Raw genomic sequence first — 12,174 nt, forward strand, 5'->3', positions numbered from 1 at the left:
CCCGGCAGGCTGGGCGCATGACCTTGAGCCCTCCGGCGCCCGACAACGACCGGCCACCGCCCGCCCGCTTCGCACTGGATCCGTGGACGTGGAAGGAGATCTCCTATCTCCTGTCCAACCTGCCGATGGCTGTTGCCGGGTTTGTTTACACAGTTTTCATGATCGGTATCGGCGTGGGGCTTTCCGTCACGGTGGTGGGTCTGCCGCTTCTCGCCGGCGGGCTGCAGGGGGCGCGGCTGCTCGGCAGGGCGGAGCGGGGCCGGGCCCGGGCACTGCTCGGGGTGCGTATCGACGAGCCGAGCGCGACCGCGCTGGGCCGCCGTGACCGCGGCGCCCTTCCGTGGCTGTGGTCGAGTCTCAAGGATCCGGTGGGCTGGCGGGCGGTGCTGTATTCCTTCGTCCGACTGCCCTGGGGGGTGCTCACGTTCACGGTGACGTTCCTGAGTCTGTTCGTCCTGTGGCCCGTGCTGCCCTTCACGGCGCGGCTGCTGGCCAACGCGGACCGGGCGATGGCACGGGGACTGCTCTCGCCCTCGGACGAGCTGGAGCGCAGGATCGCCGAGCTGGAGTCGGACCGGGGTGTGGTCGTGGACACCGCCGCCGCCGACCTGCGGCGCATCGAACGCGATCTGCACGACGGCGCGCAGGCCCGGCTCGTCGCCCTTGCCATGGGGCTCGGCCTGGCGAAGGAGAAGCTGGCGCAGGACCCCGAGGCCGCCGCCCGCATGGTCGACGAGGCGCACGGCGAGGTGAAGGTCGCCCTGCAGGAGCTCCGCGACCTCGCCCGGGGGATCCATCCCGCCGTCCTCACCGACCGCGGCCTGGACGCCGCGCTCTCCGCCGTCGCCTCCCGCTGCACCGTCCCGGTGACGGTGGGCGTGGATCTGCCGTCGCGCCCAGCGGCGGCGATCGAGGGGATTGCGTACTTCACCGTGTCCGAGCTGCTGCAGAACGTCAGCAAGCACAGTGGTGCGAGTTCGGCGTCCGTCGAGGTGTGGCGGTCGGAGGAACGGCTGCTGGTCCAGGTCAGTGACGACGGCCGGGGCGGGGCGCAGATGGACGGCGGTACGGGGATGTCCGGGCTGGCGGAGCGGCTGGGGGCGGTGGACGGGCTGTTCGTTTTGACCTCGCCGGTCGGCGGGCCGACGACAGTCGTGGCCGAGCTGCCCTGGCGGGATCGGGGCGGGGACGGTGCGGGCGCCGCAAAACGGCCGTAGGGCCTTTCTTGCGGACCGTGCCGGGCCCGCGGGGTGCGGGTACGCGCGTCGGACCCGCACCCCGTTCCGGCCCGACTCCGCAGGAGGAGGCCCAGGCCGCAGCCGGGGGTGGGGAAAACCCCCGGCCGAAAAGGGATACCGGCCTCATGGTGAGGGGCCTTGCCGGACAGCACTCTTGAGGTGGCGGCCTGTACGGGCTGCCGAAGAAGAACCACTCCATCCGCCGAGCAGAGAAACGGACGGCACCATGGCCACGGCATACGGACCGGACACTCGCGACCCTCAGCGGTCCGGTTCCGGCCACGAGGAACATCCCTCGGTGAAGCACGTCGTTCCGGCGGTGCTGCGCGCGCCGTTCGAGGCGAGGACCTGGCGCGAGTTCGGCTATCTGTTGCTGAGTCTGCCCATCAGCACGGTGGTCTTCGGCCTCGCGGTGGCCCTGACCTCTGCCAGCGCGGGTCTGCTGATCACGTTCCTCGGCATTCCGCTCCTTGCCGGCACCCTGGCCATGTGCCGCGGAATCGGTGCCATGGAGCGGGGCCGGGCGCGGGGGCTGCTGAGGCTCCAGGTGGCGGATCCGGCGCCGGTGCGCGGCAGGACCGGCGGACTGATGTCCTGGGTCGGCGCGGTGCTGAAGAGCGGGGCGTCCTGGCGGCACCTTCTCTATGCGCTGCTGCACTTTCCGTGGGCAATCTTCGCGTTCACCTTCTCGTTGACGTTCTGGGCGTGCGCGTGGGCGGCCTTTACGTATCCGTTGTGGCAGTGGGTCTTCCCCGCGTACGCGGGGACCGGCGGCATCCAGCTGTACGGCGACGCCTCGCACGACATCTATCTCGACTCGCCCTTCGAGCTGGCCATGACCAGTGCGACCGGCCTGATACTCGTCCTCGTCACCCCGTGGATCATCCGTGGTCTGACGTGCGTGGACCGGGTGATGGTGTACGGGCTGCTCGGGCCGTCCCGGCTGGCGTCGCGCGTCTCGGAGCTGGAGTCGGACCGGGGTGTGGTCGTGGACACCGCCGCCGCCGACCTGCGGCGCATCGAACGCGATCTGCACGACGGCGCGCAGGCCCGGCTCGTCGCCCTCGCCATGGATCTGGGTCTCGCGAAGGAGAAGCTGGCGCAGGACCCCGAGGCCGCCGCCCGCATGGTCGACGAGGCGCACGGCGAGGTGAAGGTCGCCCTGCAGGAGCTCCGCGACCTCGCCCGGGGGATCCATCCCGCCGTCCTCACCGACCGCGGCCTGGACGCCGCGCTCTCCGCCGTCGCCTCCCGCTGCACCGTACCGGTGACGGTCGAGGTGGACCTGGCGTCGCGGCCCGCGCAGGCCATCGAGGGGATTGCGTACTTCACCGTGTCCGAGCTGCTGCAGAACGTCAGCAAGCATGCCTGCGCGACGCATGCGACGGTTGATGTGTGGCGTACGCCCGACCGGCTGATGCTGCAGGTCACCGACAACGGGCGGGGTGGCGCGGACCTGTCGGCGGGCAGCGGTCTGGCCGGTCTGACCGAGCGGCTGGACGCGGTGGACGGCATCCTCGTCGTCGACTCCCCGGTGGGCGGGCCGACGCGGGTCACAGCCGAGCTCCCGTGGCGCGGCTGAGGCGGACCGGCCCGCTGCCGCCGCCCCCGCTCACCCCCCCAAGGGCGTTCCCCCGCCCCACCCGGGCCCTCAGCCGTTCGGCACGGTTCCCCATCGGCGGGCCGATGCTGGGATGCTGGAGGGGCCAGGAGACAGATTTCCGTCGGCCACGGGCCGGCGGACCAGTGCAGTGGGGGAAACAGCGTCGTGGTGGAGGACAGGGTGCGGGTGGTCATCGCCGAGGACTCGGTACTGCTTCGGGAGGGGCTCACCCGGCTGCTGACCGATCTCGGGCATGACGTCGTCGCCGGGGTGGGGGATGCCGAGGCACTGATCAAGACGGTGAGCGATCTCGCCGCGCAGGACGAGCTGCCGGATGTGGTCGTCGCCGATGTGCGGATGCCTCCGACCCACACCGATGAGGGCGTACGGGCGGCGGTGCGGCTGCGCAAGGAGTATCCCGGCATCGGGGTCCTGGTCCTTTCGCAGTACGTCGAGGAGCAGTACGCGACCGAGCTGCTGGCCGGCAGCAGCCGGGGGGTGGGGTATCTGCTGAAGGACCGGGTCGCCGAGGTCCGTGAGTTCGTCGACGCCGTGGTCCGAGTGGCGCAGGGCGGTACGGCGCTGGACCCTGAGGTGGTGGCGCAGCTGCTGGGCCGGAGCCGTAAGCAGGACGTTCTGGCCGGGCTGACGCCGCGCGAGCGCGAGGTGCTCGGCCTGATGGCGGAGGGGCGGACGAATTCCGCGGTCGCCAGGCAGCTGGTGGTGAGCGACGGCGCGGTGGAGAAGCACGTCAGCAATATTTTTCTGAAGCTCGGGCTCTCGCCCAGTGACGGGGATCACCGTCGCGTGCTGGCCGTTCTGACCTATCTCAAATCCTGAGAATCTGACACCCTGTCAGGCCACCTGTGGCCGATCGAGGGCCTGGGACCAAAGGATGAGTGCCGAGAAACAGCGAACCACGTCGACCGACGGCCCGGGGGTTCACGAAACATGGCAAAGTGGTACACAAATGCGTCTCATAGTGGCGTCCACCATGTGACCGTTCCGGGGAAGGCGACCCTTACCGACGTAGGGTGGGCCTTGGGACCGCCGGCGGGCCGGACGGTCCCGAGCCGCCGCCCCGAGGGAGGTCCAGTTCAGTGACCAGCCAGGTCAGTAGCCCAGCCGGACAGGCCGACGAGGCCAACGACGCCGATCAGGCCGGCGAGACCGTTCTCCGGGGGCAACGCACCCCCCAATCCGAGAAAGCGGGCGCCGGCGAGAAGGAGATCCGCCGCCTGGACAGGGTGATCATCCGTTTTGCGGGTGACTCCGGAGACGGCATGCAGCTCACGGGTGACCGGTTCACCTCGGAAACGGCGTCGTTCGGGAACGACCTGTCGACGCTGCCGAACTTCCCGGCCGAGATCCGCGCCCCCGCGGGCACGCTGCCGGGCGTCTCGTCGTTCCAGTTGCACTTCGCCGACCATGACATCCTCACGCCGGGCGACGCCCCGAACGTGCTGGTCGCGATGAACCCCGCGGCGCTGAGGGCGAACATCGGCGATGTGCCGCGCGGCGCCGAAATCATCGTCAACACCGACGAGTTCACCAAGCGCCCGATGGCGAAGGTGGGCTACGAGACCAGTCCGCTGGAGGACGGCTCGCTGCAGGCGTACAACGTCCATCCGGTACCCCTGACGACGCTGACGATCGAGGCGCTGAAGGACTTCGGGCTCTCCCGCAAGGAGGCCGAGCGCTCGAAGAACATGTTCGCGCTCGGACTGCTCTCCTGGATGTACCACCGGCCGACCGACGGCACCGAGGCGTTCCTGCGGGCGAAGTTCGCCAAGAAACCGCAGATCGCCGAGGCGAACGTGGCAGCGTTCCGGGCGGGCTGGAATTTCGGTGAGACCACCGAGGACTTCGCGGTCAGCTACGAGGTGGCGCCCGCGACGCAGACGTTCCCCACCGGTACGTACCGGAACATCACCGGGAACCTGGCCCTGTCGTACGGGCTGATCGCCGCGAGTCGGCAGGCGGACCTGCCGCTCTACCTGGGCTCGTACCCGATCACCCCGGCCTCGGACATCCTGCACGAGCTCAGCAAGCACAAGAACTTCGGCGTTCGCACCTTCCAGGCGGAGGACGAGATCGCGGGCATCGGTGCGGCGCTCGGCGCGGCGTTCGGCGGTTCGCTCGGGGTGACGACGACGTCCGGTCCGGGTGTGGCGCTGAAGTCGGAGACCATCGGCCTGGCCGTCTCGCTCGAACTGCCGCTGCTCATCATCGACATCCAGCGCGGCGGCCCGTCGACCGGTCTGCCCACCAAGACCGAGCAGGCGGACCTGCTGCAGGCGATGTTCGGGCGCAACGGCGAGGCCCCGGTGCCGATCGTGGCGCCGAAGACGCCGGCGGACTGCTTCGACGCCGCGCTCGACGCCGCCCGGATCGCACTGACGTACCGCACGCCGGTGTTCCTGCTCTCGGACGGCTATCTCGCCAACGGTTCCGAGCCGTGGCGGATCCCGGAGGTCGACGAACTCCCCGACCTGCGCGTGCAGTTCGCCTCCGGACCCAACCATGAGCTGGCCGACGGCACCGAGGTCTTCTGGCCGTACAAGCGCGACCAGCAGACCCTGGCCCGCCCGTGGGCCGTCCCCGGCACTCCCGGTCTCGAACACCGCATCGGCGGCATCGAGAAGCAGGACGGCACCGGCAACATCTCGTACGACCCCGCGAACCACGACTTCATGGTCCGCACCCGCCAGGCGAAGGTCGACGGCATCGAGGTCCCCGACGTGGAGGTCGATGACCCCTCCGACGCCCGGACCCTGGTGCTCGGCTGGGGCTCCACGTACGGCCCCATCACCGCCGCCGTCCGCCGGCTGCGGGCGGAGGGGCAGTCGATCGCGCAGGTCCATCTGCGCCACCTCAACCCCTTCCCACGGAATCTGGGCGAGGTGCTGGAGCGTTACGACAAGGTGGTCGTCCCGGAGATGAATCTCGGCCAGCTCGCCACCCTGATCCGGGCGAAGTACCTGGTGGACGCCCAGAGTTACAACCAGGTCAACGGAATGCCGTTCAAGGCCGAGCAGCTCGCCACAGCTCTCAAGGAGGCCATCGATGCCTAACACCGACCAGGCACTCCCCACCGGGCTCCCGGCACTGCAGCTGGTACCCAAGGCCGAGGCCAAGCAGTCCATGAAGGACTTCAAGTCCGATCAGGAAGTGCGCTGGTGCCCCGGTTGCGGTGACTATGCGGTCCTCGCCGCCGTGCAGGGGTTCATGCCCGAGCTCGGTCTGGCGAAGGAGAACATCGTCTTCGTCTCCGGCATCGGCTGCTCGTCCCGGTTCCCGTACTACATGAACACGTACGGGATGCACTCGATCCACGGCCGGGCCCCGGCCATCGCGACCGGGCTGGCGTCCTCGCGGCGCGACCTGTCCGTCTGGGTCGTCACGGGCGACGGCGACGCACTGTCCATCGGCGGCAACCACCTCATCCACGCGCTGCGACGCAATGTGAACCTGAAGATCCTGCTGTTCAACAACCGGATCTACGGGCTCACCAAGGGGCAGTACTCCCCCACGTCCGAGGTCGGCAAGATCACCAAGTCGACGCCGATGGGCTCGCTCGACGCCCCGTTCAACCCGGTGTCGCTGGCACTCGGCGCGGAGGCGTCCTTCGTCGCCCGCACCGTGGACTCCGACCGCAAGCACCTCACCGGCGTGCTGCGCGAGGCGGCCGCCCACCCCGGCACGGCGCTGGTGGAGATCTACCAGAACTGCAACATCTTCAACGACGGCGCCTTCGAGGTCCTCAAGGACAAGGACCAGGCCGAGAACGCGGTGATCCGGCTGGAGCACGGGCAGCCGATCCGCTTCGGCACCGGGCAGTCCAAGGGCGTCGTGCGCGACCCGGCCACCGGCGACCTCAAGGTCGTCGAGGTCACCGCGGAGAACGAGTCGCACGTCCTGGTCCACGACGCACACGCCGCCAGCCCCACCACGGCGTTCGCGTTGTCCCGGCTCGCCGACCCCCACACGCTGCACCAGACCCCGATCGGGGTGCTGCGCAGCGTCGAGCGGCCGGTGTACGACACACAGATGGCCGAGCAGTTGGACACCGCGGTCGAGCAGAACGGCAAGGGCGATCTGGCCGCGCTGCTCGCGGGCAACGACAACTGGACGGTCGTCGGCTGAGAGGGTCCGGCGGATCAGGGTCGGACGGTTCCACTCGTCGCGGCCCCGGATGATCCGCCGGACGCCCCCTGGGACGCCGTGAGGCGCACCGTACGGGTGCCCGGCCGGGGAGTCTTCACCGCTCCCGGCCCGGCACCCGTTCTCATGTGCCCATGGCCCTGGACCGTCCCGCGTACCGCATCAAACGACACCTGCTCGGCAAACCCCTCACCACCGAGCGCATCAGTGAAGAGAAACTGAGCAACCGGACGGCGCTCGGGGTGCTCGCCTCGGACTGCATCAGTTCGTCCGCGTACGGCTCCGAGGAGATGCTCCGGGTCCTCGTGCCGGTCGTCGGGGCGGCTGCCTTCACCCTCCTCATGCCGGTGACCGGCGCGATCCTGCTGGTCCTGCTGCTTCTGACGCTCTGCTACAGCGATGTCGTCATGATCTACACGCGGGCGGGCGGCTCGTATGTCGTCGCCCGGGAGAACTTCGGGCCGAACATCGCGCAGATCGCCGCCGTGGCGCTGCTCGTCGACTACATCGTGACCGTCGCCGTCCAGGTGTCGGCCGGCACGAACGCTCTCATCTCCCTCGCCCACCTGGCCGGGGGCGGCTGGGCCGGCCTGGACCATCTCCAGCTGCCGGTCTCCGTCGCGGTGATCGCGCTGCTCGCGTACGGGAATCTGCGCGGCATCCGCGAGGCGGGCCGGGCCTTCGCACTGCCCGCCTATCTGTTCATGGCCGCGGTCGGTCTGGTGCTGCTCGTCGCCGCGGTGCGCGGGCTGACGGGCGGGCTGCCGCACGCCGATCTGCATGCCGCCGGGGTGGTTCCGCTGGGCACTCCGGGCAGCGGCTGGGCGTACGGCGCCTCGCTCTTCATCGTGCTGCGCTCCTTCGCCAACGGCGGCTCGTCGCTCACCGGACTCGAAGCGATCTCCAACGGCATCTCCGCGTTCCGTGAACCGCAGGGCCGCAACGCCCGCCGCACCCTCATCGTGATGAGCTGTGTACTCGGCGTCCTCGTCCTCGGCGTCTCCACGCTGGCGCACTTCACGCACGCCGTCCCGTACATCGACGGCACGCCGACCGTCATCGCGCAGGAGGCTCACCTCGCCTTCGGCTCCGGCCCGGCCGGGACGGCCGGGCTGGTCTTCGTCCAGCTGGCGACCGCGCTGGTCCTCTACACGGGCGCCAACACCCCCTTCACCGGCTTCCCGTTCCTGGCCAGTTTTGTCGCCGAGGACCGATTCCTGCCGCGGGTGCTGACCCGGCGCGGGCACCGGCTGGCCTTCTCCAACGGGATCATCGCGCTCACCGTCGTCTCGCTGGCGCTGCTGCTGGTCACGGGCGCCAGCGTGGACAAACTGGTGGCGCTGTACGCGATCGGCGTGTTCACCGCGTTCACCATGGCGGGGGCCGGGCTCACCGCGTACCACCTGCGCCGCCGCGAGCGGTACCGCCGGCTGAAGATCGCGGTCAACGGGCTGGCCGCGGTCATCTCGGCGGCCGTGGTGCTGATCTTCGCGGTCACCAAGTTCACCGAGGGCGCCTGGCTGGTCGTGATCGTCTTTCCGCTCGGCGTCTGGGCGCTGATGCGGATCAACCGCGAGTACCGGCGCGAGGCCGCCGCACTGCAGAGCCTCCAGGCACCGGGCGCCGACCGTCCGCGGGTCCGGCGCCGTCTGGTGTTCGTCCTCGTCGAGACGCTGGACCTGGCGACGCTGAAGGCACTGCGGTACGCCCATGAGCTGCGCCCGGACGAGATCCGGGCGGTGCACTTCGCGGTCGACGAGGCACACGGCAGGCGGCTGGCCGCCCGCTGGGAGGCCACGGCCGCGACCTCCGTGTCGCTGGAGCTGGTGGCCTGCCCCGACCGGCGGCTGCGCCATGCGATGCGGGAGCTCGCGACCCGCACCACGGCGGACGGGCAGACGTCGCTGACGGTACTGGTGCCGCGGCGGTTGTACTCGACCGCGCTCGGGAAGATGCTGCACCGGGGCACCGCCGAGGCGATGGCGAAGGCGCTGGTCCAGCTGCCGCACGTGGCAGTGACGATCCTGCCGTTCGATGTCTCGCAGGCGCTGCAGGCGCTGGAGGAAGGGCGGGCCCCTCAGCTGGACTGAGCCTGTTTCCGGGCGTCGTACGACTCGCGGGCGGCGTGTACGGCGTCGACACGGCGCTCCGTCCAGCGCGCCAGCCCCCACACCTGCTCGGCGGCCTCCTTGCCCAGCTCGGTCAGCGTGTAGTCCACCCGCGGCGGGATCACCGGCTTGGCATCCCGGTGCACGAAGCCGTCGCGCTCCAGCGTCTGGAGGGTCTGGGCCAGCATCTTCTCGCTGACGCCGCCGACCTCGCGGCGCAGCTCGCTGAAGCGGTACGAGCGCTCCAGCAGAGCGGCGAGGACGAGGACGCCCCAGCGGCTGGTGACGTGTTCGAGCACCAGGCGGGAGGGGCACATCTGCCGGTTCACATCAGGCACCTTGCTTACGTTCACACCAGTACCTTACTTGAAAGTTGGTACTTCCTCACAGTTAGTGCATCCCGTAAGGTGAGCGACAGAGAGTACGAACAAGGACCAGTGCACCCAAAGAGGAGAAACCCCCCATGAGCATCGTCGTCACCGGAGCCACCGGAGAGCTCGGCAGTCTCGTCATCGACCGGCTGCTGGAGACCGTGCCCGCGAGCAAGATCGCCGCCGTGGTCCGCAACAAGGAGAAGGCCGCCGGCCTCGCCGCCCGCGGCGTCGAGCTCCGGGTCGCCGACTACGACCGCCCGGAGACCCTCACCGGCGCCTTCAGGGCCGGGGACCGCGTCCTGCTCATCTCCGGCAGCGAGGTGGGCAAGCGCGTGCCGCAGCACACGGCGGTCATCGACGCGGCGAAGACGGCGGGCGTCGCGCAGCTCGCGTACACCGGGGTGCTGGGCGGCCCGGACGCCGACTTCCAGCTGGCCGCCGAACACAAGGTCACCGAGCAGCTGATCCTCGACTCCGGCCTGCCCTACACCTTCCTGCGCAACGGCTGGTACACGGAGAACTACACGGCGAACCTCGCCCCGGTCCTGGAGCACGGCGCCGTCGTCTCCAACGCGGGCGACGGCCGGGTCGCCTCCGCCACTCGCGCCGACTACGCCGCCGCCGCGGCCGCCGTACTGACCGGCGAGGACCACCTCGGCAAGGCCTACGAGCTGAGCGGCGACGTCGCCTGGTCGTTCGCCGAGTACGCGGCCGAGGTGTCGAAGGCCACCGGCAAGGAGATCGCGTACAAGAACGTCCCGGCCGCCGTGCACCAGGAGATCCTGGTCGGCGCCGGTCTGCCCGAGGACTTCGCCGCGATCCTCGTCGACGTCGACGAGGCGATCGCGCGCGGTCTGCTCGCCGGTACGAGCGGCGACCTGGCCCGTCTGATCGGCCGCCCGACGACGCCGATGGCCGAGACGGTGGCCGCCGCGGTCGCCGCCGGCTGAGCCCTTCCTCCGGACCGGACGGGCCCGGTGTCATGACCGTATGGCGATACGGCTATGACACCGGGCCCGTCCGGCGTTACCGTCATGCAGTCGACGGAGCAGTTGACGCGAGGGATGCCGGGAGGGCCCGTGAAGGGGACAAATGAACAGCGGGCGGGCTTGCTGTCCGGCATCGGCGCCTATGGCCTGTGGGGAATCGTCCCGCTCTTCTGGCCACTGCTGAAGCCGTCCGGCGCCATCGAAATCCTGGCCCACCGCATGGTCTGGTCGCTCGCCGTCGTCGGCATCGCGCTGCTCGCGCTGCGCCGCTGGGCGTGGATCGGCGAGCTGATACGCCGGCCGAAGAAGCTGGGGCTGATCACGGTCGCCGCGGCCGTGATCACCGTCAACTGGGGGCTGTACATCTGGGCCGTGAACAACGGCCACGTCGTCGAGGCGTCGCTCGGCTACTTCATCAACCCCCTGGTCACCATCGCCATGGGCGTGCTGCTCCTCGGTGAGCGGCTGCGCCCCGTGCAGTGGGTGGCGGTCGGCACCGGTGTCGCGGCCGTGCTCGTGCTGGCGATCGGTTACGGACGTCCACCGTGGATTTCGTTGACGCTGGCGTTCTCCTTCGCGACGTACGGCCTGGTGAAGAAGAAGGTCAACATGGGCGGCCTGGAGTCGCTCACCGCCGAGACAGCGGTGCTGTTCGTGCCCGCGCTCGGCTATCTGCTGTGGCTGGGCGCGCAGGGCGACGCGACGTTCGTCTCCGGGGGCGCCGGCCATGCGGCGCTGCTCGCCGCGACGGGTGTCGTGACGGCCACGCCGCTGGTCCTCTTCGGTGCGGCGGCGATCCGCGTCCCCCTCTCGACGCTGGGCCTGCTCCAGTACCTGGCGCCGGTCTTCCAGTTCATCCTCGGCATCCTCTACTTCCACGAGGCGATGCCCCCTGAGCGGTGGGCCGGGTTCGCGCTGGTGTGGCTGGCGCTCACGCTGCTGACGTGGGACGCGTTCCGGACAGCGCGGCGGACGAGGGCGCAGGCCGCGCGGTTCGCGGCGACGGCGCCGGAAGGGACGTCTGCGACGACCGGCGCGGACTCCTCCTCGTACGCGGCCCGGGAGCAGTGATCAGCGACGACGACGCCCGCGAGACAGTGGACACGCACCAATCTTGACTTAGTTGCTTTTTTAACTCGGTTACGTTTACCTGGAGGCAGTGGAACCGTACCCGAGGAGCAGGCATGACCGACGTACTGATCGTGGGAGCCGGACCGACCGGACTGACCCTGGCATGCGATCTCGCCCGGCGCGACATCGCGGTACGGATCGTCGACAAGTCCCGTGATTTCCCGCGCAGTTCGCGGGCGAAGGGCCCCAACCCCCGCTCCCTCGAGGTACTTGAGGATCTCGGTGTGGTCGACGAGATCCTGGCAGCGGGCTCGACGCCGCCGCCCATGCGCAAGTACCGGGGCGGACTGCCGATCGCCGACGCCGACCCCTTCGAGGGATCGAGGCCGACGCCGGACGCCCCGTACGACCGCTCGTGGCTCATCGCCCAGTGGCGACTGGAGGAGATCCTGCGGGCCCGGCTCGCGGAGTACGGGGTACGTGTCGAACTGGGCGCCGAGGTAACGGGGCTGGTGGAGACGGACGCTTCGGTGACCGTCACCTTCGCCGACGGCAGCGAGACCCGGACGGCCTACGCGGTGGGCTGCGACGGCGGCCACAGTGCGGTGCGCAAGCTGCTCGGAGTGC

At 69.9% G+C, this 12,174-nt stretch carries 10 protein-coding genes; 9 read left to right on the top strand and 1 reads right to left on the bottom strand.

All coding sequences use genetic code 11. The annotated features are described in order from the left end of the window. Positions 1 to 17 precede the first annotated feature (17 nt). The 6 genes from AB0915_RS05905 (at position 18) to AB0915_RS05930 (ending at position 9,095) form a co-directional block, all read left to right on the top strand. Positions 18 to 1,217 carry a sensor domain-containing protein gene (locus tag AB0915_RS05905; RefSeq protein WP_366689879.1) on the top strand — a complete coding sequence of 400 codons (1,200 nt, stop codon included), beginning with the start codon at positions 18 to 20 and terminating at the stop codon, positions 1,215 to 1,217. A gap of 247 nt (positions 1,218 to 1,464) precedes the next feature. Next, positions 1,465 to 2,820 carry a sensor domain-containing protein gene (locus tag AB0915_RS05910; RefSeq protein ID WP_366689880.1) on the top strand — a complete coding sequence of 452 codons (1,356 nt, stop codon included), beginning with the start codon at positions 1,465 to 1,467 and terminating at the stop codon, positions 2,818 to 2,820. Between the two features lie 201 nt (positions 2,821 to 3,021). Beyond that, positions 3,022 to 3,681 (top strand): response regulator transcription factor, encoded by a 660-nt coding sequence (locus tag AB0915_RS05915; protein ID WP_037693221.1) that lies wholly within the window; start codon positions 3,022 to 3,024, stop codon positions 3,679 to 3,681. A 260-nt stretch (positions 3,682 to 3,941) separates the two neighbouring features. Then, the gene (locus AB0915_RS05920; protein WP_366689881.1) at positions 3,942 to 5,915 is read left to right on the top strand and encodes a 2-oxoacid:acceptor oxidoreductase subunit alpha; all 1,974 of its coding nucleotides are present in this window, start codon (positions 3,942 to 3,944) and stop codon (positions 5,913 to 5,915) included. After that, positions 5,908 to 6,987 carry a 2-oxoacid:ferredoxin oxidoreductase subunit beta gene (locus AB0915_RS05925; RefSeq protein WP_366689882.1) on the top strand — a complete coding sequence of 360 codons (1,080 nt, stop codon included), beginning with the start codon at positions 5,908 to 5,910 and terminating at the stop codon, positions 6,985 to 6,987. The genes AB0915_RS05920 and AB0915_RS05925 overlap by 8 nt, the downstream gene beginning before the upstream one ends. Positions 6,988 to 7,139: 152 nt before the next feature. Continuing rightward, a complete protein-coding gene (locus AB0915_RS05930; RefSeq protein ID WP_366689883.1) occupies positions 7,140 to 9,095 on the top strand; it encodes an APC family permease in 1,956 nt (651 codons plus the stop codon). Here the strand turns inward: AB0915_RS05930 and AB0915_RS05935 are convergent. Beyond that, a complete protein-coding gene (locus AB0915_RS05935) occupies positions 9,083 to 9,430 on the bottom strand; it encodes a helix-turn-helix domain-containing protein (RefSeq protein ID WP_366689899.1) in 348 nt (115 codons plus the stop codon). The genes AB0915_RS05930 and AB0915_RS05935 overlap by 13 nt on opposite strands. A gap of 146 nt (positions 9,431 to 9,576) precedes the next feature. On the opposite strand from AB0915_RS05935, the gene AB0915_RS05940 reads away from it, so the two are divergent. The 3 genes from AB0915_RS05940 to AB0915_RS05950 form a co-directional block, all read left to right on the top strand. Beyond that, the gene (locus AB0915_RS05940) at positions 9,577 to 10,437 is read left to right on the top strand and encodes an SDR family oxidoreductase (RefSeq protein ID WP_366689884.1); all 861 of its coding nucleotides are present in this window, start codon (positions 9,577 to 9,579) and stop codon (positions 10,435 to 10,437) included. A gap of 129 nt (positions 10,438 to 10,566) precedes the next feature. After that, a complete protein-coding gene (gene rarD, locus AB0915_RS05945) occupies positions 10,567 to 11,547 on the top strand; it encodes an EamA family transporter RarD (RefSeq protein WP_366689885.1) in 981 nt (326 codons plus the stop codon). A 113-nt stretch (positions 11,548 to 11,660) separates the two neighbouring features. After that, a partial coding sequence (locus AB0915_RS05950) for an FAD-dependent monooxygenase (RefSeq protein WP_366689886.1) occupies positions 11,661 to 12,174 on the top strand: 514 nt, incomplete at its 3' end.

It is taken from the genome of Streptomyces sp. NPDC048411 (assembly GCF_040704695.1).
Taxonomy (GTDB): Bacteria; Actinomycetota; Actinomycetes; order Streptomycetales; family Streptomycetaceae; genus Streptomyces.

Bases quoted from the DNA above. Each gene is read 5' to 3' on its own strand.
- AB0915_RS05905 (WP_366689879.1), top strand. From the start codon at position 18: ATGACCTTGAGCCCTCCGGCGCCCGACAACGACCGGCCACCGCCCGCC.
- AB0915_RS05910 (WP_366689880.1), top strand. From the start codon at position 1,465: ATGGCCACGGCATACGGACCGGACACTCGCGACCCTCAGCGGTCCGGT.
- AB0915_RS05925 (WP_366689882.1), top strand. From the start codon at position 5,908: ATGCCTAACACCGACCAGGCACTCCCCACCGGGCTCCCGGCACTGCAG.
- AB0915_RS05930 (WP_366689883.1), top strand. From the start codon at position 7,140: ATGGCCCTGGACCGTCCCGCGTACCGCATCAAACGACACCTGCTCGGC.
- AB0915_RS05935 (WP_366689899.1), bottom strand. From the start codon at position 9,430: ATGTGCCCCTCCCGCCTGGTGCTCGAACACGTCACCAGCCGCTGGGGC.
- AB0915_RS05940 (WP_366689884.1), top strand. From the start codon at position 9,577: ATGAGCATCGTCGTCACCGGAGCCACCGGAGAGCTCGGCAGTCTCGTC.